We start from the raw sequence: 22,854 nt of genomic DNA on the forward strand, positions 1-22,854 counted from the left end.
GAGTGCATGATCACCGATAAACTGACGTTTACATATTTTGCATTGGTAATTTTGTTTACCATCCACTTTTATGCCATTTTTCTTTATACTGTCGCTCAGGCAGGTAGGACATTTGATGTGTAGAGTGATTAGCATTTCTCTATAGTATCAAATTCTTACCTGTTTTTTTATTTCAGCATACTTTTTGAAACACCACCGATATTTTTAATAATGCAATTAATTTTATGGATGTGGTTAAATGCTCAGATGATTTCATTCCCAACATCACCAAGCATGCACATATAGAAAAACAAATTGAAGTATTTTTAAATGCGTTTTCTAATCAACTGAAACGACCTTACTCAAGCATGACCAACTTTGTGATACAAACTATTTTACAAAGTAATATGGAAGTTAATATTAAATATTTAGAACAAAAAACGGGTTATTGTTCGCGTCATATTCAACGTGTATTTAAACAAGATGTTGGCATTAATATTAAAGCTTTTTCATGCATCATGCGCTTTCAATCGGCAATCCACGCCTTAACCGACCAAAGCTGCAGTAAACTCTCTGACCTCACTTATGATTTAGGCTACAACGATCAAGCCCATTTTCATAAAGAATTTAAAAAATTTATTAATATGTCACCGTCTAGCTTTGTTAAATATCTGCATCATTACAGTTAAAACGCCTTTAAATTTTTAAACAAAACTGGGGATTGCCAGCATCTGATTTGCCTTTAAACGCAACACTATAAGATTTATCTATCAAATACTTAGGCCATTTTTGACGAATATACTTTAGATGCAATCTCGAAACATATTCGTTGTGTTCTAATTTAACCTTTTATCTATTATCAAATTATAAAAAAGATGAGCGAACACGTGGTTCAACTCATCCCTAAATAGATTTTACGATGCTTTTTTCCATTTAGAACATCGTTCAACAATGCTCATTACCCCAATAAAAAAGATTGGCACAAAAATAATTGCAAGCAAGGTTGCACTTAACATGCCTCCAAAAACACCCGTTCCAATTGCTTTTTGAGTTTCAGAACTTGCTCCGGTTGCAATCACTAAAGGAATAATGCCGCAAGTAAATGCCAAAGACGTCATTAAAATGGGACGTAAACGGAATTTGGCGGCCATCACAGTTGCCTCAACCAAGCTCATACCTTGCGCCCTGAGTGTTTTTGCAAATTCGACAATTAAAATGGCATTTTTAGCCGATAATCCAATAATGGTAATCATACCGACTTTAAAGAAAATATCATTGGGCATTCCACGAATCATCACCGCAACAAAGGCACCAATTAAGCCCAAAGGTACGACAAGCATGACAGAAATAGGAATCGACCAACTTTCATACAGTGCCGCCAATACCAAAAACACCACCAACATCGACAAAAACAACAAAAATAGCGTTTGTGATTCCGACTGTTTTTCTTGTAAAGAAATGCCCGTCCATTCATAGCCAATGCCTTTCGGTAACTGTTGAATCAGTTGTTCCATTTCTTGCATGGCCTGACCTGAAGAAACGCCAGATGCGGGACTGCCGGTTATACTCAGCGATGGACGACCATTATAACGATTATATTGTTGCGGCACTTTTTGCCAAACGGGTGTAATAATTTCAGACATGGAAACCAATTTACCGTTACGCCCATTGACTTTAAGGTTTAAAATATCCTCCACATGCATTCGTGCTTTGGCATCCAATTGCACAATCACCTGCTGCATCCGATCGTGATTAGGAAAATCATTGATATACATTGACCCCATAGAGGTCGAAATAATATCGGTGACATCGTTAAAATTCACGCCCAAGACTTGTAACTTATCGCGGTCAATGTTCAGTTGCACCGAATTTCCATCGGGCAATCCATCAGGATAAACCTCGGTTAATTTTTTACTTTGTGCGGCCAGTGCAAGTAATTGTTCTTCTGCTTTTTTCAAGGCAGCCATGCCCAAATTGCCACGATCTTGCAGGCGCAATGAAAAACCTGAAGAATTTCCTAGCTCCTCAATGGCGGGTGGCAAAACGGACATCACTTGCGCGTCTGCACTGTCTTGCATGGCGGCATTGGCATCCTCCACCACCCTTTGAGCACTCACGTTACGCGCATTAAACGGCTGTAAATTGGTAAAATACATGGCGGTATTTTGCCCTGAACCACTAAAACCAAAGCCCAAAACCGCCATATTGTCTAAAATGCCCGCTTCATGGTCTAAAAATTTTTGAAATTCTGCTACCACTTTACGTGTGCGTTCCTGTGTTGCATCGGCAGGCAGTTGAATCGAGGTCATAAACCAACCTTGATCTTCTTCAGGCATAAATGCCGTTGGCACCTGCTTAAAGCAAAAAATGAGCGCCACAACAATCGCCACAAAACCACACAATGCGCTACGTTTGTATTGAATCACCTTCAACAACGCACGTGCATAACGATGATTTAGTTGTTCAAAATGACGATCAAACCATTTAAAGAGTGCTTTTTTATCGTGATGTTGCGCGACAGGTTTTAACAGCGTTGCACACAAGGCGGGCGTTAAACTTAAGGCCAGCAAGGCTGAAAATAAAATCGAAACCGACATGGTGATGGTAAATTGGCGATAAATAATACCAATCGACCCTGCGGCAAATGCCATCGGTAAAAATACGGCAGCCAAAACCAAAGTAATGCCAATAATTGGATTGGTGATTTCTTTCATGGCTTTGGCGGTTGCATCTGCCGGCGACAACGCTTCGGTTGCCATAATCCGTTCAACATTTTCAATCACCACAATGGCATCATCGACAATAATTCCAATCGCCAACACCATGCCAAACATGGTTAAAACATTAATAGAAAAGCCCGCCAAAAGCATGACTGACAGTGTGCCCAATAATGCAATAGGCGCGACAATTGCCGGAATTAAGGTATAGCGGACATTGTGCAAAAACATGAACATGACAATAAACACTAAAATCATGGCTTCAATTAGCGTTTCCATGACTTTTTCAATCGACACTTTAACAAACGGCGCCGTATCATACGGAATGCTCAATTTCATGCCTTCGGGTAAAGATAAATTCAGTTCTTCAATTTTTGCTTTTACCCCATCGGCTGTTTTTACCGCGTTGGCCCCCGGCGTCATTTGAATGGCCACCGCTGTCGATGGATTACCATTTTCTAAAATGGCAAAACTATACGACTGCGCACCAATTTCAACCTTGGCGACATCTTCAAGGCGTACGTTGGCACCCTTACTATTCGCGCGCAAACTAATCTTTTTAAATTGATCGACCGTTTCAAGCTGTCCCTGCGCGGTTAATGGAACGGTAATTTGCTGGCCTTTTTCCAGTGGCACATCGCCCGTTCGACCCGGTGAAATGGCTAAGTTTTGGTTTTGAATGGCGGTATTCACATCCTTAATGCTTAACCCATAGGCGACTAAGCGATCGGGATCGACCCAAATCCGCATGGCTTTTTCGGCACCAAAATTTTGAACTTTGCCCACGCCATCTACACGTTTAAGCTCTTCAATCACCGAGCGCGACATGTAATCACTTAAATCAATTTCTGAATATTTGTTATTGGGCGAATTCAGCCCCACAATCATCAGAAAACTTGAAGATGATGCTTCGACCATCAGCCCTTGTTGTCGAACCGATTGAGGTAATCTCGATTCAATGGCTTTGATTTTGTTTTGGACATCGACCTGAGCCAGCTCGACATCGGTACCGGGTTCAAAAGTGGTGGTGATTGTGGCGGTTCCGGAACTGTCTGAACTTGAGCTGTAATAGCGTAAATGTTTCAGACCCGACATTTCTCGTTCAATCAGTGTCACCACACTGTCGTTCATTTCTTTGGGCGTTGCACCAGGATAGGTTGCAGTAATGGTCACTTGCGGTGGCGCCACACTTGGAAACCGTGCAATCGGCAATTTAGGAATGCTGAGCAGACCAAATAAAATAATAAATAACGCAATCACCCATGCAAAAACTGGACGCCGAATAAAAAATTGAGGCATTATTTTTGTTCCTTTTGGCGATGATCACTGGCAGATGCGGACCACGTTTTGGTTTTCAAAACCTGATCGGGCTGAATGCGGTCAATGCCTTCAACAATGACTTTTTCACCTGCGCTTAAGCCTTGAGTAATCACATAGCTATTTTCATAGCGTTGCCCCACCTGCACCGATTTGCTCTGCGCTTGCCCTTTTTGATTCACCACCATCACTTCGGTTTTCCCATTAACATCGTGCTGTATCGCTTGTTCTGGAACTAAAATGGCATGCTCCATTTGGGCGCGACGCAGATTAATGCGCACATACATGCCCGGTAATAACTCGTTATTTTGATTATTGGCTAAAATACGAATGGTGACATCGCCAGTGTCTGGATCGACATTGGTATCTGAAAAGAGAATTTTCCCTGTGGCACGATACGGCTTACCCTGACTATTTAAAATTTCGACTGGCTGAGTTGCACCAGAGAGCTGACCATCTTGCAAGGCATCTTTGAGCTTTTCGTAATCACCGATTGATTGTTTGACATCGACATAAACTTTATCAATTTGTTGGACCACCGCCATGGCTTTACTATCGCCTTGGCTAACCAGCGCGCCTTCTGTCACCAAAATTTGACCAATTACCCCAGAAATTGGCGCAGAAACGGTGGCATATTTTAAGTTCAGCCGTTGTCGGGCAAGCGTTGCTTGCATTTGATTGACATCGGCTTGGGCTTTACGATAATCCGCTTCGGTATTGTTATATTCTTGCTGACTAATTGCATTCACCGCGACCAATTCGGCATAGCGTTTTAACAGCGTGTTCAGCCGAGACACTTCTGCCTGAGCACGTTGTAAGCTTGCCAGATTACTGCGGACATCGGCTTGGATGGTTTCAGAATTTAATTGAAACAAGGGTTGCCCTGCTTTAACAAAGGAACCTTGTTCAAACATGACCTGATTTACAATTCCCCCAACTTGGGGTCGAATTTCTGCCACACGATACGCGCTCACACGTGCAGGTAAATTTTCGATGAATTTAATCGGTTGTGCTTGCGTGGTGATGGTACTGACGGTGATTGAAGATTTAGCTGAAGGGGGTTCTGTGTCTGTTGGTTTGCTACAGCCCACCAGCAGTACAGACATGGCTATCACCATTCCCCCAAATTTATAGGTTTTTTTCATAATTTTCACAAACGAGTTCTAAGTTAATATGCGTTATCACGGGAGTTCCATCGACTTTAGCGCTTTATCCATGTCCAATATGTTCAAATCAACAAGAACAGTTTTAGATATATTTAATGCATGCCTTTTATCAGCATCCATTGATTAAAAGCGCAAGCGAAGTCCATAACTTCATTGGCTGGAATGATAAGCATCAGTCCACCAAATTAAGTGTATTGATGTGATTTTAAGTTCAAAAACCTACATAAAAATCTATTCACAAGCAAGCATTGTTTATGTTCTTTTAAACTTATTCTTATCTGTTTGATTAACACCGAGCAATTCATTGAAATTGGATGTTAAGTGTCAACAGACCCTCATATATTTTTGATAAGGAAAAACTCAAAATAACTGCTTCTAGCATGCTAATAATCTATAGCGTTACCCGTAATCATCTATTTTTTTGCTGACTCACCAACACATCATAAATAATATTGGCAAATTGCTTCATTTTGGATGGATCACTCATCAGCTGTGTCATTTGTTCGTTATGCGCTGTGTGACTATCTAGTACGGCATCATCCAAAGCACTGTCAAACTCACCGAGCATTGCTTGTTCACGGGTATTCTGTTGAATTTGCTTCATCATTTTAATATTTTCAGACATTTTGTCTGCTACCGTGTAAACATAATTAATCATGTCCTGATCGGTTAACTGATCGGTAATAAAGACATCATTCACCCGCTGTAAAATGACCGATAAAAAATCTTCTTGTTTATTCTTGGCTTTTGCTGACCCCAAATCATTGGCTGGCTCAAGTTGATGTTCAGTACTATTGGCGGTGAGTTGAATATCTTGCTGACGAATTTTTGAAAGACGATAGTGACTCATTGCCACATTACTTAAATCAATGACATCTTCATCTGCTGCTTGCTCGCGTAACAGTGGGCGTAAGTTACGAGCAAATAGACTCAATTTTTCGAGTTCTTTGTCATTATAATCCACAATTTGCGACATAAACTCATAAAACCGTGTAAAACTCCCTAAGTCTTTTTTAAAGATTTCTAGTGCATCACGTGCTTTTTTCGCTTCTGCAAATTCATTTTCAGCATTGGCAATCAGTACAGGTTCGCCTGTTCGTTTGGTGATTTCCAAACGGTTTTTAGTCACATCATAATCATTAATGGCTTGAGTGTATCGTTGTTGCCAGCGTTGCATCGCAGGCTTGCAGATATTGGCAAGCGCAGCATTGGATTTATTTTTACTATAAAACGCTTCAACAAATTGTTCGACTTCACTCATCAGAAAAATACGTGCGGCTTTGAGCTTGTCGGCCAAGTCATAGACAATGTCAGGATTAGAAACATCTGCCAGTTCTGCGGTCTGGTAGTAGGGCTGGAACGCATCCAAAATATCTTGCGGTTCGTTGAAGAAGTCCAATACAAACGTGCCCGTTTCAGCCTTACCTGCATAAGTACGGTTTAAACGTGACAATGTTTGCACGCATTCAACTCCACCCAGTTTTTTATCGACATACATTGCACAAAGTTTAGGCTGATCAAATCCTGTTTGGAATTTATTGGCAACAATCATCACCTGAAAGTCATCGCTATCGAATGCTTTACGCATTTCACGCCCTTTCAAGTTCGGGTTCATATTACTTTCTGTGAATTTTTGTCCTATCAAATGCGTACTGTCGGCATCGTGATCGCTAAATTCAACTTCACCCGAAAAAGCCACCATGGCTTGAATATTGGCATAGTTCTGTTCTGCCACATATTTATCAAAGGCTTGTTTATAGCGTACTGCTTCTTTACGTGAACTGGTCACCACCATGGCTTTGGCTTGACCGCCCAAAAGCCCCATCACATTCTTTTTAAAATGCTCAATAATCACGCGAACTTTTTGCGAGATATTATGGTCATGCAAGCGTACCCATTGATTCAGCTTAATCTTGGCTTTTTTGGCATCGACCTGATCATCTTTTTCTTCAATTTTTTGTTTGAGCTTATAAATCACTTTATAGTTGGTGTAATTTTTTAGCACATCCAAAATAAAGCCTTCCTCAATTGCTTGGCGCATAGAATAGACATGGTAGGCTTCGGGTTTATTGGTTTTAGATGGTGGCAATTCTGGATTTGGCAAGCGACCAAATAACTGTAAGGTTTTATCCTTTGGCGTTGCAGTAAAGGCATAAAAACTTAAATTTTGACTGCCTTTGCGTGAAGCCATGACCGCATCCACAACGTCTTCGGAACTAATCTGATCATCTTCATCACGTTGCTCAAGCATCAGGGTTTCTTTGAGCTGTCGTGCAGTTGAGCCACTTTGTGACGAATGTGCTTCATCGGCAATCACGGCATATTTACGTTCTTTTAAACTGCTACTGTTTTCAATGGCACGTAACACATAAGGAAAGGTTTGAATGGTCACAATAATAATCGGCTGTGCCATTTCTAAGGCTTTGGCTAATTTTTCAGATTTAGAGCCATCACCCTCTTTATTGTTAATTCGCCCAACCACACCATCGGCATGTTCAAACTGATAAATGGTATCTTGTAGCTGGGCATCTAAAACCGTTCGGTCAGTGACCACAATCACTGAATCGAACATTTTATGATTATTGGCATCGTACAGACTTGAAAGCTGATGTGCTGTCCATGCAATTGAGTTGGATTTGCCTGAACCTGCACTATGTTGAATCAGATATTTTTGCCCTGTGCCTTCTGTTAATGAGTCTGCAACCAATTTAGTCACCACTTTCCATTGGTGATAACGTGGAAAAATCAGGCTTTCTTTTTTGTATTTACGCCCTTCCCAGTCTTCTTTTTCCTCAATCTGTAAATGAATAAAGTTACCAATAATATTCAATAAACTTTCAGGGGTTAAAACCTCATTCCATAAATACCCCGTTGCATATTCATAAATATTTTCAGGAACATCATTACCTGCGCCTTGTTCTTTGGTGCCTTTATTAAATGGCAAAAAGTAAGTCTGGTCGCCATTTAAATGGGTTGCCATATATACTTCGTATTGGCTAACGGCAAAATGCACCAATGCACCACGTTTAAAGCTTAATAACGGTTCGGGTTTATTGGTTTCTGGGTCTTTGGGCAGGCGTGTTTTTTTATACTGTGTCACAGCATTGTGTACGGACTGTTTCGATTCCGATTTTAGTTCTAGCGTAGCGACAGGAAAGCCATTTACAAACAGGACTAAATCGATACGCCATTTTTTGGCTTGTTTGCCTGTTGCGTCTAATTCGGCTTTAGTGGCGTATGGGCTATAGACCAATTCGGGCACAACACGACAAATATTCTTTTGATAGTTTGCATTTAGTTCAGGGTTTAGCCCATGTTCAGGTTTAAACTGGCAAAATGAAAACCGTGTTCCCCTTGTTTTTAGTCCATGTCGTAACACGCCTAGCGTGCCATAACGACGAGATTCAATATCGGTGGCATTGTGATTGGCTTTTTTAAGCTGTGCCAATACGGTGTCTAAAAAATGATGCTCGGTGTCGTTTGGAAATATGCTTTTAAATTTCTGCCATTCTTTGGCTTGAGTGTTTTGTACAAAGTCTAAAACGTCTTGTTCATATAGTGCTTTTTCACGGTTATAGCCTTTTGCTGAGCCAACTTGCCAGCCGTGGCTTTGCATTTGTGCAATGATGTCGTGTTGAAAATTGGTTTCTAAAGTTACATCGGCTCTCATGCGGTGAACTCCGTATGTTTTGGATTATTGTTTTTATTGGGATGTTGCCAGTTGCGAACGTCAATTTTGCCTGTGACGGCTGAGGAAATAAGGGCTGTACGGCGTTCTTTTAAAATATTAAGTAAGTTATTTGATTTATCTATACTTATATCAATTAGCTCAAACTGACGAAAGGATTTTTTTACTATTTCTAATTGCTCAGCAAGTGGTGGAAATGATGCCATTAGACTACTCACATCATCCATACCAATAGTTTTTATCGTTGATCCAAAAGTATATCGATCAAACTCCTTTTCCATAGCATAGAAAATTAGCAACAAAAACTCAGGAGATAATTTTTCTCTATTCGGCACCCAAGCAATCAAATGTTGAGAAACTGCCATTTCTCTTGTAGTTATAGCACTTAAACAATGGTTGCCACGTTTTTAGTGATTTAACACTATCCGTGCAAAAGCAATCACAATATGAAATATGGAACGAATCTACAAAATCTTGGCAAGACCAGCGCACTGCTGAAGAAAAACGCGCTGCATATCTTGCAACACTCAAAAACTTAACGCGCAGGCAATTTCGCTTAACTTTGCTCGACTACGACTTACTCGACACAATCGAGCAGAAAATCAAACAAATTGAAGATGTAAAAATGCGCAGACGTATTCAAATTGAATATGACGATGCAACAGAGTTTAGTCGTAGTAGCGAAGCAGTGGCGTATATGTGTAACTTACTTGAACTAGATGACAATCAAATAAATGGTATGTGGGAACATGCAATGCAGATTGAGATTTAATTTATAATTTATTCTGCACTACTCTTTAAGCGTTAGAATTAAGTTTAGTGCAGAATAACTCGTAAATATTCGGTGCAAAATAAAAAACAAAAGAGTGCAAAATGAGCCGAAAACTTACACAATTTACCCTAAATTAGCTCTAGTTAATCTTAATTTACGCTTTAATAAAAGCAAAAATTAATAGATCAATTTTCCCAATAATTACCCCAAAAAGGCAAAGATTGGGTTAAACAACATCGGACACAGTCGAACAATACAGCCAATAAAAAAGCCCTTAAACATTGAATTTAAGGGCTTTTCTACATTCAGTCGAACATCTCTGAATCAATTTTGGTGGAGATGGCGGGAGTTGAACCCGCGTCCGCCAGCACTACACTCGAGAATACTACATGCTTAGATATCGTCTACTAGTTTAACCCCTTGTGACCCGACGAACAGGGTACAAGACGCGATCCTTTAAGTTTGGTATAAAGCCCCAAGGCTTGACTTTATACGGACTTGTGTGCGTGCGCTTCGGTCGGACTCTCTAACCACAAGTATTCAGAGAGGCGGACAAGCTGCCCTTAGGCAGCTAGAGCGTAAGTTTCGTCGTTTGCGACTAAAAAATGCAAATTTGATTTACGAGAGAAAATGCGCTCTCGACATGCATCTATAAGTTTCATTACCAGCGTCGAAGCCAATAACATCCCCAGATTCAATTATCATAACACAACTATTGAAAAAAACTGTGTGTTTTTAGAACACTCTTCTTCTATAAATATATTTCCATACCTATTTACGTTAGTATTTTATGCCTAACCTTCACTACATCTAAAAAATTATGCGTTATTTACTTGCGCTAGATCAGGGAACGACCTCTAGCCGTGCCATTATTTTTGATGAAAATGGCAAAATTTATGCCACTGCACAACGTGAAACTCAGATAAAAACCCCACAATCGGGTTGGGTCGAGCAAGACGCCAATGAAATTTGGGCCACTCAAATTGCTGTTGTACAACAAGCTTTTGCTTCTGCTCGACTGCTTGCCAAAGATATCTTGGCATTAGGACTAACCAATCAACGAGAAACCACCGTAGTTTGGGATAAACGCACAGGTCAGCCATTAGCGCCAGCACTGGTTTGGCAAGATCGGCGCGCTGCCAGTTGGTGTAATACGTTCATTCAAAATGGTTATGCACAGCAAATTCACCAAAAAACAGGGCTGCGAATTGACCCTTACTTTAGTGCTGGAAAATTAGTCTGGTTACTTGAAAATATTCAAGGCTTACGAACACTTGCCGAACAAGGCCATGTCGCGTTTGGTACCATCGACAGTTGGTTGGTTTGGAATTTAACCCAAGGCGGCGAGCATGTGATTGAAGCCAGTAATGCTTCGCGCACCATGCTAATGAACCTTCACAGCCAACAGTGGGATAACGAATTACTCGATTTATTCAATATTCCTCACAATGTTTTACCAAAAATTATCCGTTCAGATGAATACATTGCAGATACCGCCTCGGGTTTATTGGGCAGCACCATTCCTATTGCTGGCATTTTAGGTGACCAACACGCTGCATTATTTGGTCAAGCCTGTTTCGATGTCGGCACAGCGAAAAACACCTACGGCACAGGCTGTTTTATGCTGTTTAACACAGGAACAGACATTCAATACAGTCAAAACCAACTGCTGACTACACTGGCTTGGCAAACACAGCAGCAACGTTGTTATGCACTTGAAGGCAGCGTATTTATGGCAGGTGCAATTGTACAATGGTTGCGTGATGGCTTAGGACTAATTAAACACAGCCAAGAGATTGAAAAACTTGCCAATCAAGTTACCGATACTGAAGGTGTGGTTTTAGTTCCTGCATTTACAGGTTTAGGCGCACCGCATTGGGATAGCGATGCCCGCGCCCTGCTTTGTGGCATGTCGCGCGGAACCAATAAAGCACATATTGCCCGCGCCGCATTAGAAGCTATTGCATTTCAGGTGGCCGATGTTTTAACGGCGATGCAGTCAGATGTAGCGCAGCCTTTAACTGAATTACGTGTCGATGGCGGTGCCAGTTGTAATGATATGCTCATGCAATTTCAAGCTGATATTTTAAATGTGCCTGTTTTACGCCCACAGATTCATGAGTCGACCGCATGGGGCGCAGCAGCAATGGCGGGGTTAAAAATGGGGGTTTTTGCTCATTTAGATGAAATTGCCAAAACATGGCAACTGGATCGGGCGTTTGAACCAACCATGTCGGAAGATCAGCGACAATCGCATTTAGCAAAATGGCATCGCGCCTTAATGCGTGCGAAATCTGAGGTCTAAGTTTAAGTCAATCAAATACGCCGCAATGTCAAAATTTGGTCATTTTAGCAAAGCATCGTCTGCCCTAAAATGACCAAATATTTAATGACCTTTCTAATTCACAGCGGATTCTTTACGCTTAGATTTACTTGGCTGAAAACGTTGTGCAGGCCAAGTCATGGTAAATCGTGCACCACCAAGGCTTGGGCTTTGGTCTGCTTCAATTTTTCCGCCAAACCAAAATGCAATTCGGCTCACAATGGACAAGCCTAAACCGTAACCACCAGATGCACGCGTGCGGCTATCATCAAGGCGCGCAAAGGCTTCAAACACACGTTGGCGGTCTTCTTCTGGAATACCTGCGCCATCATCCTCCACACAAATATAAGCTTGACCATTGTCTAAAATGCCGCCGCTCATTTGTACACGTTCGTTACAGTAGCGAACAGCATTGCCAACTAAATTTTGCACCACACGATGTAAATAACGGCGTTCCGCATCTGCGACCACCGAATCATCTAAACTTTTTACAACAATCATTTTTTGTGTTTTTAATGCTTCGGTTTCTGTTGCAACTTGCTTTAATACATCGGCAATTGCAACACGCTCAAAGTCAAGCGATGGTGTGCCCTGCTCAAGTTTGGCGTAAGTCATAATTTCATCAATTAAAGTATTGAGTGCTTCAATATCTTTATCAATCATTTCCAACTGGCTTTTACGAAACTCGTACTCGTCTTCGTCTGCCAACATTTCCATACCAAAACGAATGCGCGCCACAGGGGTACGTAATTCATGCGATACCGCACGCATCAACTCCCGCTGTGCTTCAATCAAGCGTTGAATGTGGCTGGCCATATCATTATAACTGGATGACAAGCTGGCCATTTCATCATAACCATCTACAGGCAAACGTAGTGATAAATCGCCCGTTTTGGTTTTGTCTAGCGCACTAATGACTTGTTTGGTTTTACGCTGTAACCGCAAGATTAAACCGTACACGCCTAAACTCAGCAAGAACAAACTTAACAAGGTAATGCCCGCCGCCAATTGAAAAGGCATCCAATTAAACATCGGCACTGGGCCAATGAGAAGCACTTCAGATGGATTGTTCGGCATTGGAGAAACAATAGAAATGGTTGTTCCTCGCACCGTTGCGCTGTCGCGGTACAATAAAATGCTTTGGTCTTGTCTTAATCGGCCAATTTGCTCAGAATCTAAGCCCAAGCTTAAAATATTTTCAACTTCAATAGGATAAGAGAAATATTGACGAATATCCTCAAGATGTTGTTTTTCTTGACCAGGATAGTAAATCAGATAATCTAAAATAAAAATGGGTAAGGCTTTCATTTGGCGTTCGCCAATTTTATTCACCTTAATATACAAATAATGTTCTGAGTCGTGCGGCAAACCAATTAATAACGTTGCAATCATGGTTTGCGCATCGTAACGAACCACGGCTTGTTGGTTATCGATACGTTTTTGTTCTGAACGTGAAAGTTCGGTTTTCGAGCGATCGACCAAATGTAGCGGCAACTCAAGCAAATCGGACGCATCTGAAATCCAATCCTGTTTTTGCTGAGCTGTGTGCTGCCGCTCAATGCCTTGGCTAATCACATAAGCAATCCCGTTGGTCAAAGACTCTCGATACTCTTGCGCACGTTGGTAGTTAATAATTTGCACCAATAAATAGCAAAATACCGCAACGAGCGCGACCAGAATGATCACTCCCGCATAAATACGCAAGAATATACTGTGTTTAAACACGGGATATTGTCCTTCTAGGATAACTTGGTGATCGTACTATTGAACATTAAAGACCGTTGGTTTCTTTAACAAACAAATAGCCTTTGCTTCGTACGGTTTTAATACGTTTTGGATTTTCAGGGTCATCGCCAATTTTTGGACGAATACGTGAAATACGCACATCGATTGAACGATCTTGACCGTCATATTCAATGCCGCGTAAACGCTCAAAAATATCTTCGCGCGACAAAATGCGTCCTGCATTCGAAGCAAGTAACCACAATAAGTCATATTCGGCGCTGGTAAAATCGACCAATTCGCCATGTAATGTGACTGAACGCCCACCGTTATCAATCACCAAGTCATCAAACTCAATGCGCTGAGCCACTTCATCTTCTACATTTTTGTCGGTACGGCGCAATAATGCACGAATACGCGCCAATAACACGCGTGGTTGAACCGGTTTAGCCACGTAATCGTCAGCACCCATTTCAAGTCCAAGCACCTGATCCATATCTTCGGTACGCGCAGTTAGCATTAAAATCGGTTGATGATACTGTGGACGCACTTCACGACAAACGGTTAAACCATCTGCACCCGGCAGCATGACATCTAACACGACTAAGTCTGGCTGTTCGCTAATAATACGGCGAATGGCACGATTACCATCTGGCTCGACTGCAACTTCTAGTCCATTACGAATCAGATATTCTTGAGTCAAACGCGCCAAACGCTCATCATCCTCGACAATCAAAATTTTTGGTAACTTTTCTTCTTGGCTCATATGTTGCCCCTTGGAATACTGTGCCTATTTAGGCAGGTGATTCATTAAATAGATCTATACATTTATTCTTGCAATATACACATGTTTACATTGTAAACAAGAGAGCGTTCACCAAACTGATACACGGCATGCCGCTTTTGTAATGATTTGGTTAATTATTGAAAAGTTTGATTTTTTCCGTTGTTTTTATGGAATGTTTCAATCATTCAATCCGCGCGATCTTTTTTATATCGTTAAGACCGCTTATCTGACAATCACTCATTTTGTAACCATCTCGATCGAAGTTTTTTTTATCCACATAGTTATCTATACGTATTTTGAGATGGCTTTGTTATGCTATGTCACACGAAATCAGTACCCTACACCACGCGCAGAAAAATCCGCGTTTTTGTAGCACACCAAGGTCGGAAAATTTATAAAAAAGTCAATATTGATATTCTCAATTTTTTACCGTATCTTGTGTTTAAATTCATTCTAAACCACTAAGTCTTGTGTTTATCCCGAAACCTTCGAGAAGATTATTCCCGATTAATATGGTCTATAAACATAACAATGATGACATTGGAGCTAAGCGAACATGAGCGTAATCTCATCAACCCCTGGTCAACTACAAGTGATTAAACGCACTGGTGATGTTGCACCTTTTGATGCAGAAAAAATTTCTGTTGCTATTGGTAAAGCATTTTTGGCAGTAGAAGGACAGCAGAGCGCAGATTCTAGCCGTATCCACGACCGTATTTCTCAACTTACCGAAATGGTGTTTAATACTTTTAGCCGTCGTCTTCCTTCTGGCGGCACCATTCATATAGAAGAAATTCAAGATCAGGTAGAACTTGCACTTATGCGCACTGGGGAACAAAAAGTTGCTCGTGCTTATGTCATTTACCGCGAACAGCGCACATCTGCTCGCCAACAACTCAATGCCAATCACCACCCAACCCTTCAAATCACGGATGCTCAAGGTCAGTTGCAGCCTCTAGATTTAAGCCAGTTGACTGCAACCATTACTAAAGCTGCAGAAGGTCTTGAAGGCATTAACGTTCAAGCGATTGTTGATGAAACCGTTAAGAACTTATATAACGGCGTAAAAGTCAGCGATATTGCCACCACCATGATGATGGCAACACGTACTCGTATTGAACAAGAACCAAATTACTCTTATGTCACTGCACGTTTGTTACGTAATGAATTGGTCAGCACTGGCTTAGAGTTTTTAGGCTTAAGTACAGACACCCTTGAAAATGATGCATTAACTGCATATTTAACCAAAGGTGCTGAATTAGAGCTTTTAGACCCAGAATTGTTAAATTTTGATTTAGCACAGCTTTCTGCGGCTATTCAGCCTGAACGTTCAAATCAGTTTACCTATTTAGGTTTACAAACCTTATTCGATCGTTATTTCATTCATAAAGATGGTATTCGTTTTGAATTACCGCAATTATTCTTTATGCGTGTGTCGATGGGTCTGGCGTTAAACGAAGAAAACCGTGAACAACGTGCAATCGAGTTCTATAACTTGTTGTCAAGCTTTGACTACATGGCATCGACTCCAACGTTATTTAACTCAGGTACTTTACGTCCACAGCTTTCAAGCTGTTACTTAACCACCATTGGTGATGATCTTTACAACATTTATGGCGCCATTCGCGATAACGCAATGTTGTCTAAATGGGCAGGCGGTTTAGGTAACGACTGGACACCCGTTCGTGCTTTAAACTCATACATTAAAGGCACCAACGGTAAATCTCAGGGCGTTGTGCCTTTCCTTAAAGTTGCCAACGATACTGCTGTTGCCGTTAACCAAGGTGGTAAACGTAAAGGTGCGGTTTGTGCGTATTTAGAAACATGGCACTTAGACGTAGAAGAATTCCTTGAACTGCGTAAAAACACAGGGGATGACCGTCGTCGTACGCACGACATGAACACCGCGAACTGGGTTCCTGATTTGTTCATGCAACGTGTATTTGAAGATGCCGAGTGGACATTATTTACCCCATCTGACGTACCAGATTTGCACGATTTAACCGGTTCTGCATTTGCTGAACGCTACACCCATTACGAAAACATTGCCAAAGAACAAAACCTATTGCACAAAACCATTCGTGCAAAAGACTTGTGGCGTAAAATGTTGTCGATGTTGTTTGAAACTGGTCATCCGTGGATTACATTCAAAGACGTATGTAACTTACGTTCGCCACAACAACACGTAGGTGTCGTACATTCATCGAACTTGTGTACTGAAATTACCCTGAACACCAGTGCAGATGAAATTGCAGTATGTAACTTAGGTTCGATCAACCTTGTACAGCACATCAATAATGGTCAACTTGACCGTGAAAAATTGGCGCGCACTGTAAAAACTGCAGTACGTATGCTCGATAACGTAATCGACATTAACTACTACGCTGTACCACAAGCGAAAAACTCAAACCTAAAACACCGCCCTGTTGGTATGGGGATCATGGGCTTCCAAGATGCCATTTATGAGTTAGGTTTAGCTTATGGTTCAGATGAAGCGGTTGAATTTGCAGATGAGTCGATGGAAGTCATCAGCTACTACGCGATTCAAACCTCAAGTGATTTAGCGATTGAACGTGGTGCGTATTCAACATTTAAAGGTTCATTGTGGGATCAAGGTATTCTACCAATCGACTCATTAGAGATTGTTGCAAAATCACGTCCTGAACGCATGTTTGAAGTAGATCGTACGCAACGTTTGGATTGGAATACTTTACGTGCCAAAGTTCAAAAAGACGGTATGCGTAACTCAAATGTCATGGCGATTGCACCAACGGCAACTATTTCAAACATTTGTGGCGTGTCGCAGTCTATTGAACCGACCTTCCAAAACTTGTACGTAAAATCGAACTTGTCTGGCGAATTCACCGTGATTAACCCATACCTCGTTCGTGCCTTAAAAGCGCGTGGTTTATGGGATACCGTGATGGTCAACGACCTGAAACATTTTGAAGGTTCAGTACAAAAAATTGCCCGCATTCCAGATGACTTAAAAGCCTTATTTGCAACCGCGTTTGAAATTGAACCACGCTGGATTGTGGATGCGGCATCACGTCGTCAAAAATGGATTGACCAAGCACAATCGTTGAACTTGTATATTGCCGGTGCCAACGGTAAAAAACTTGACATCACCTACAAAATGGCTTGGTTACGTGGCTTAAAAACCACCTATTACCTTCGTGCTTTGGGTGCAACGTCTGCTGAAAAATCAACCATTAACACTGGCGCGTTGAATGCAGTTAAACCAACGACGGTTGCCGCTGCAGCAGCAACACCAGTTGTGGCTGAGAAAAAAGCTGAAGTGGTTGCAGAAGATGACGGCTTTAGCCAAGCTGCACCTGTACCACAAGCATGTTCAATTGATAATCCTGACTGCGAAGCATGTCAGTAAAAGTTAAGAGTCGCTAAATTCGTTTAGCGACTCTAGTTCGTTTAGGGGTAAAGACAGATGTTTGAAGGTTTATCTAACAGCTATGCACTGGGATTACTGGCATATGTCTTTACCTATATTTTTCTATGCTTACCGATTGTATATCTCATCTATAAAGTGCAAAAAGAAAAGCGTAAGTAAACCCGTAGTCTAGATTGATATTTTGATTCAGCACATCTGTTTCAATCGACAAAACTCAGTTTTGCTTACTCAAAATGAGCGTATAGTAATGGCATCTTCGCTGTGAGATGTCTGATAAAAGATATACAACAACGAAGAGAGAACCATTATGTCTATCCTAAGTTGGGACGATTTAGAAGATGATTCGCAAAAACCGACTACACCAGAGTCCAAGTCTGCGCCCATCCAACCGCAAGAAGCGCCTCATACGCAAATGGTATCTGAGCCGCAGCCATCACCGCAGAATGTGGCAACTGCTCAACCCGTTGGAACCACTACCGGTGGAACAACAGATTCAACCGATCCGTTGGCTCGAGCATCTGAATCCTTAAAACATTTAGATATTAGCGCTGGCGTTGAAGAGCTTGAAACAGGTGCAGCACGCGTGCGTGTTGACGACAAAGCCATGATTAACTGCCGTGCAGACTTAAACCAATTGGTGCCATTTAAATATGAATGGGCTTGGCAAAAGTACCTAGATGGTTGTGCCAACCACTGGATGCCGCAAGAAGTTAACATGAACCACGACATTGCATTGTGGAAATCTGAAAATGGCTTAACTGAAGATGAGCGTGTGATTGTCAAACGCAATCTAGGCTTCTTCTCGACTGCCGATTCTTTGGTTGCTAACAATTTGGTCTTGGCGATTTATCGTTTAATTACCAATCCAGAATGCCGTCAGTACATTTTGCGTCAAGCCTTTGAAGAAGCGATTCACACCCATGCCTATCAATATTGTATTGAATCTTTAGGGATGGATGAAGGTGAAATCTTCAATATGTATCATGAAATTCCAAGCGTTGCCCGTAAAGCCGCGTGGGGATTAAAATATACGCAGTCTTTGAGTGATCCAAAGTTTGAAACAGGTACACCTGAAAAAGATCAGCAATTGCTTCGTAATTTAATTGCGTTCTATTGCGTGCTTGAAGGGATTTTCTTCTATTGTGGCTTTACTCAAATTTTGAGTATGGGTCGCCGCAATAAAATGAACGGCGTTTCTGAACAGTTCCAGTATATTTTGCGCGATGAGTCGATGCACGTAAACTTCGGAATTGATATGATTAACCAAATCAAGATCGAAAACCCGCATTTGTGGACAGCAGAGTTCCAACAAGAAGCAACGCAAATGATTTTAGAAGGCACCATGCTAGAAATTGAATATGCGCGTGACACCATGCCACGTGGCGTATTGGGTATGAATGCCGCGATGATGGAAGAATATTTAAAATTCATCTGTAACCGTCGTCTAGCTCAGCTGGGTTTGCCTGAGCAATACCCTGGCGTAAACAATCCATTCCAATGGATGTCTGAGATGATGGACTTGCGTAAAGAGAAGAATTTCTTCGAGACGCGTGTAACAGATTATCAGACTGGCGGTGCGTTGAGCTGGTAATTGCTGTTCCGCGTCACACGACACATAAGTTGTCATTTGCGACGCATAAGATGTCATTGAGCGACACATAAGTTGTCATTGATAAAGAAACCACCATTAATGGCGGTTTCTTTAACTTAACAACCCTTATATTAGTTAAAACTTATGCATGATTTAAATTATTAAAAAAATTTGAATAAAATTTTTGTTCAATTTTATCAGCCTCTAAATAAATACCTAATTCATGATAGAGATCGTTGTTCTTATAGTTACCTGAAGAATCAGAAGACATCCAGTTTAAGCTTGTGATAACAATATGATTTTTATCCCAAGCCAACACTTTGGCGTGGCTATGATTTCCAGAAGGTGGAGAATGAAGTTTTAATGCAATTTTATCGTTGTCTATACTGTTAGAGAACTTTTGCACTTGCTTATGATCAAAAATTTCTTTATCGACTGTAGAGTAAAATGCTGAAACACGTACCCTACAAGTTGATAAACTATCCCAAATACTTCTATGTAGATTTGGGCTTATTTTATCACTTAATAAGGTAACTCTATGTTCTGCTTTCTTAGCTTCGTGTATATATCGCAAATGATGCCCTTTGAGTAAAAGTGAAACATTAATATTTTTTTCATTGTCTTGATTAGAGCTAGGTTTAATACTTTGAGCCAAATCCAATAATTCTGAACCTAAATAGTTATTAATTAATTTTGCACCAGTAGTCAAACTAGCTGATATTTGAATCATTTCTTTTGAAAAATCATTATCTTGAATAAATACAGAAGCTTCATAACGATTAAATTCTGAGAAAAACCAATTACAAGATCCTATTAACGAACAATGATTATTTTCAGTATCCCAAAGCAAATATTTAGCATGAGACCCTGTCTGGATTTCATGTAAAATAATCCTTCCATTGTAATCACAATAAAGCTTTTTAAATTGTGAGGTAATCTCTTCAAAGTTTCTTAATTCTTTTTCTCTAATATCAGGTGAATCGAAATCATCTTTACCCCATAAAATAATAACTTTAACTCCTCTGTTAACGGCATCTAATAGTTCACTTAAATAGAGATTTATTCTAGATGGACGAATAAAAGTAGAATGAATTATTAAATAGTTTTTACACTCACGAATAGCATCAAGAAATTTTTGAAGATGCTCATTCCCTCCTAAAATAAGTGAAACATGCTTTTCAGATATCTTATAACTTTTGGGAGGATTTGCTAAATTTTCTGAACTATCATCCCCGACATATTGATATGTTTCTTTTATACTCTCATTGTTCCTCTGACTTTCGATTAATCGCTTTTTAATTTCTGTAGACAAATATTCTTTAAAGGAGTAACCAAAAATAGAGCAATAATCATTACTAGATGTTGGATTGAGATAATTCTCATAAAAATGTATATCTATTTCATTATTTTTATTGATTTTTGCATTAAATATTAAGTACCTATTAACTGATAAACTTCTATCCAATGGTGGCGATACAGAAATAAGCTCTTCATTCGGTTGGGTAACAGCACAGCTAAGTTCTTGTGTATCAAGAATATATGGATGCGGTATATTCTTAATATTAATATATCTTTTATTATCCCAACTATTAACTAAAGTATTGATTTCAGCCTCATTATAGGTAGTAATAAAAGAGTGGTTACACAATCCTAAATACTGACCATTTGTAAGATTAACTAGAAAATCTCTATATGTATAAAATTCTTTTTTTATCGAAGGCAATTCAGAAGCTTTTGCAATAAATTTACCACGCTCAGTAATTCTTACACTAATACTCTTAGGCTCTTGAATAATTTCAATCCAATTTAATTTTAAAAATGGTAGAAGCATTTGAACTAAAATTTGTCTACGAATACCAGAATATGCTGACAATTTATCAATAGTAAATTCATTATCTGCAATAGTTCTCAACAATAAATGGTCGATAATATTCCAATTACTTTTCTTTTTAAAAGTAAATAGATTAGTCCCGTAAGAAAAAGGAACAATGAGATAAAAAGGTTGTGCTTTTTTAGAACGTTTAGAATTGGATGATTTCATATTATATAGCTTACGAAAATTGATAAAGGTAAAATTTATTTAAAAAATTGGCTTATATGAGAAGTAATATCTATCTTCTTAATTGGACTAACACACTCTTTATTTATATTAGGTTCTTCGTTGACCCATTTACATAATGTGTCTATAAATTGATAGTCATTAATAATATCCAATTTTTTCTCAAATGGTGCTCGATAAGCCCAATATTCGAACATTCCTATACTTCCAATTACAAACATTTGATATTTTGCTCTACTAAACATTACATTTAAACGTCTTTCATCAAGCAAAAAACCTAATGAACTCTTATCAGATTTATTGATGTTATGTCTGACAAGACTCACAATTACAAGATCCGCTTCCCCTCCTTGAAATGAATCAACTGTTTTACAAAGCTCCACCCCACAATTGAATCCTTTGCTTTTCAACTTATTAATTAAATTTTCCTCATTAATCATTTCATTAATTTTAACAATTTGATTTTTATAAGGAGTTAGAATAACTATTGATGGATTTTTTTTAGCTACTTCTGTGACTTGAACTACTTCTAACATTCTTCTGATAACATCAACTTCTGCCTCATTAGCCAAATTATTTTCAAGTGGCCTAGCTTCTAGCAATTTATTAGGATCACAAATGTCGAGCCAAATAAAACCTTTATTTTTATTTAAATCTGGCAAATCAGAGCATATTGAAAACTTGAATGGCCTATTAATTGTGAACCGTACCGGATTTATCGGAGACATTTTATCTAAGTTAGGCCACCTGACCTAACGGATTTATCTTAGCATAGTACATCGCTTCATATTCAAATGGTGATACATATCCAATTGCACTATGTAGCCGTTTTTTATTAAACCAATCCACCCAATTCAATGTTGCCAGTTCAACATCGGATAGACCCGTCCAATCAGATTTCAAATATTCAATCACCTCCATTTTGTATAAACCATTCACTGTTTCAGCCAAAGCATTATCGTATGAATCACCTGTAGTACCGACAGAAGCTTTTACATTCGCTGCCTCTAGGCGATTGGTATAGCGAATCGATAAATATTGCACGCCTCGATCGGAGTGATGAATCACATTCTTTGGCATACCTCGATCATGTAATGCTTGCTCTAATGCATCGAGCACCATATCCGTATTCATACGTGTTGAAACTTTCCAGCCTACGATTGCTCGTGAAAATACATCAATAATAAATGCCGTATAGACCCAGCCTGAATTGGTCTGAATATAGGTGAAGTCAGCCACCCAAAGGTTATTCGGGTGTTGTGCCGTAAAATCACGTTTCACTAAATCATCTGCACGTTTTTGATCATCACGGCTACGTGTAGTT

At 40.0% G+C, this 22,854-nt stretch carries 14 protein-coding genes, 1 other RNA gene and 1 pseudogene; 5 read left to right on the forward strand and 11 right to left on the reverse strand.

Annotation, left to right across the window (positions count from 1 at the left end):
• Window positions 1-135 (reverse strand): transposase-like zinc-binding domain-containing protein (locus tag I2F62_RS11870; protein WP_324626742.1); only part of this gene is annotated, 135 nt, incomplete at its 3' end.
• Window positions 136-224: 89 nt separating this feature from the next.
• Here I2F62_RS11870 and I2F62_RS11875 point away from each other — a divergent pair.
• Window positions 225-668 carry a helix-turn-helix domain-containing protein gene (locus I2F62_RS11875; RefSeq protein ID WP_324627211.1) on the forward strand — a complete coding sequence of 148 codons (444 nt, stop codon included), beginning with the start codon at window positions 225-227 and terminating at the stop codon, window positions 666-668.
• Window positions 669-893: 225 nt separating this feature from the next.
• On the opposite strand, the gene I2F62_RS11880 is transcribed toward I2F62_RS11875, so the two are convergent.
• The 4 genes and pseudogenes from I2F62_RS11880 to I2F62_RS13230 form a co-directional block, all read right to left on the reverse strand.
• Entirely contained in the window at window positions 894-3,998 is a 3,105-nt protein-coding gene (locus tag I2F62_RS11880) for a multidrug efflux RND transporter permease subunit (protein WP_420713760.1), read from the reverse strand.
• Window positions 3,995-5,158, reverse strand: a complete 1,164-nt coding sequence (locus I2F62_RS11885) for an efflux RND transporter periplasmic adaptor subunit (RefSeq protein WP_324627213.1) — start codon at window positions 5,156-5,158, stop codon at window positions 3,995-3,997. Before I2F62_RS11885 ends, I2F62_RS11880 begins: the two co-directional genes overlap by 4 nt.
• Before the next feature lie 430 nt (window positions 5,159-5,588).
• On the reverse strand, window positions 5,589-8,849 hold the full coding sequence (locus I2F62_RS11890) for a type I restriction endonuclease subunit R (protein ID WP_324627214.1): 3,261 nt from the start codon (window positions 8,847-8,849) through the stop codon (window positions 5,589-5,591).
• 158 nt (window positions 8,850-9,007) lie between these two features.
• A pseudogene (locus I2F62_RS13230) lies at window positions 9,008-9,247 on the reverse strand (restriction endonuclease subunit S); the annotation flags it as partial.
• A 47-nt stretch (window positions 9,248-9,294) separates the two neighbouring features.
• Between I2F62_RS13230 and I2F62_RS11900 the strand changes: the two are divergent.
• Window positions 9,295-9,639 (forward strand): hypothetical protein, encoded by a 345-nt coding sequence (locus tag I2F62_RS11900; RefSeq protein WP_324627215.1) that lies wholly within the window; start codon window positions 9,295-9,297, stop codon window positions 9,637-9,639.
• A gap of 331 nt (window positions 9,640-9,970) precedes the next feature.
• Here I2F62_RS11900 and ssrA read toward each other — a convergent pair.
• Window positions 9,971-10,329, reverse strand: a transfer-messenger RNA (tmRNA) gene (ssrA, locus tag I2F62_RS11905).
• 130 nt (window positions 10,330-10,459) lie between these two features.
• On the opposite strand from ssrA, the gene glpK reads away from it, so the two are divergent.
• Window positions 10,460-11,944, forward strand: a complete 1,485-nt coding sequence (gene glpK, locus I2F62_RS11910) for a glycerol kinase GlpK (RefSeq protein WP_324627216.1) — start codon at window positions 10,460-10,462, stop codon at window positions 11,942-11,944.
• Window positions 11,945-12,037: 93 nt separating this feature from the next.
• Here the strand turns inward: glpK and bfmS are convergent, their stop codons facing one another.
• Window positions 12,038-13,687 carry a sensor histidine kinase BfmS gene (gene bfmS / locus I2F62_RS11915; RefSeq protein ID WP_324627217.1) on the reverse strand — a complete coding sequence of 550 codons (1,650 nt, stop codon included), beginning with the start codon at window positions 13,685-13,687 and terminating at the stop codon, window positions 12,038-12,040.
• A gap of 46 nt (window positions 13,688-13,733) precedes the next feature.
• Window positions 13,734-14,450, reverse strand: a complete 717-nt coding sequence (gene bfmR / locus I2F62_RS11920) for a response regulator transcription factor BfmR (protein WP_324627218.1) — start codon at window positions 14,448-14,450, stop codon at window positions 13,734-13,736.
• Window positions 14,451-15,027: 577 nt separating this feature from the next.
• Between bfmR and I2F62_RS11925 the strand changes: the two genes are divergently transcribed.
• Both I2F62_RS11925 and I2F62_RS11930 read left to right on the forward strand, forming a co-directional pair.
• On the forward strand, window positions 15,028-17,859 hold the full coding sequence (locus tag I2F62_RS11925; RefSeq protein WP_324627219.1) for a ribonucleoside-diphosphate reductase subunit alpha: 2,832 nt from the start codon (window positions 15,028-15,030) through the stop codon (window positions 17,857-17,859).
• A 328-nt stretch (window positions 17,860-18,187) separates the two neighbouring features.
• The gene (locus I2F62_RS11930; protein WP_324627220.1) at window positions 18,188-19,471 is read left to right on the forward strand and encodes a ribonucleotide-diphosphate reductase subunit beta; all 1,284 of its coding nucleotides are present in this window, start codon (window positions 18,188-18,190) and stop codon (window positions 19,469-19,471) included.
• 142 nt (window positions 19,472-19,613) lie between these two features.
• On the opposite strand, the gene I2F62_RS11935 is transcribed toward I2F62_RS11930, so the two are convergent.
• The 3 genes from I2F62_RS11935 to I2F62_RS11945 all read right to left on the reverse strand — a co-directional run.
• Window positions 19,614-21,512 carry a phospholipase D-like domain-containing protein gene (locus I2F62_RS11935; RefSeq protein ID WP_324627221.1) on the reverse strand — a complete coding sequence of 633 codons (1,899 nt, stop codon included), beginning with the start codon at window positions 21,510-21,512 and terminating at the stop codon, window positions 19,614-19,616.
• A 35-nt stretch (window positions 21,513-21,547) separates the two neighbouring features.
• Window positions 21,548-22,192 (reverse strand): C-terminal helicase domain-containing protein, encoded by a 645-nt coding sequence (locus I2F62_RS11940; RefSeq protein ID WP_324627222.1) that lies wholly within the window; start codon window positions 22,190-22,192, stop codon window positions 21,548-21,550.
• A gap of 76 nt (window positions 22,193-22,268) precedes the next feature.
• A partial coding sequence (locus I2F62_RS11945) for an IS3 family transposase (protein ID WP_324627223.1) occupies window positions 22,269-22,854 on the reverse strand: 586 nt, incomplete at its 5' end.

Origin of the sequence: Acinetobacter sp. MD2(2019) (assembly GCF_035615615.1) — a bacterium.
In the GTDB taxonomy this organism is placed as follows: domain Bacteria; phylum Pseudomonadota; class Gammaproteobacteria; order Pseudomonadales; family Moraxellaceae; genus Acinetobacter.

What these genes read in the sequence shown, in the direction of transcription:
- glpK (WP_324627216.1), top strand. Translation starts at nt 10,460, where the DNA reads ATGCGTTATTTACTTGCGCTAGATCAGGGAACGACCTCTAGCCGTGCC.
- I2F62_RS11925 (WP_324627219.1), top strand. Translation starts at nt 15,028, where the DNA reads ATGAGCGTAATCTCATCAACCCCTGGTCAACTACAAGTGATTAAACGC.
- I2F62_RS11890 (WP_324627214.1), bottom strand. Translation starts at nt 8,849, where the DNA reads ATGAGAGCCGATGTAACTTTAGAAACCAATTTTCAACACGACATCATT.
- I2F62_RS11935 (WP_324627221.1), bottom strand. Translation starts at nt 21,512, where the DNA reads ATGAAATCATCCAATTCTAAACGTTCTAAAAAAGCACAACCTTTTTAT.
- I2F62_RS11875 (WP_324627211.1), top strand. Translation starts at nt 225, where the DNA reads ATGGATGTGGTTAAATGCTCAGATGATTTCATTCCCAACATCACCAAG.
- I2F62_RS11930 (WP_324627220.1), top strand. Translation starts at nt 18,188, where the DNA reads ATGTCTATCCTAAGTTGGGACGATTTAGAAGATGATTCGCAAAAACCG.
- I2F62_RS11885 (WP_324627213.1), bottom strand. Translation starts at nt 5,158, where the DNA reads ATGAAAAAAACCTATAAATTTGGGGGAATGGTGATAGCCATGTCTGTA.
- bfmR (WP_324627218.1), bottom strand. Translation starts at nt 14,450, where the DNA reads ATGAGCCAAGAAGAAAAGTTACCAAAAATTTTGATTGTCGAGGATGAT.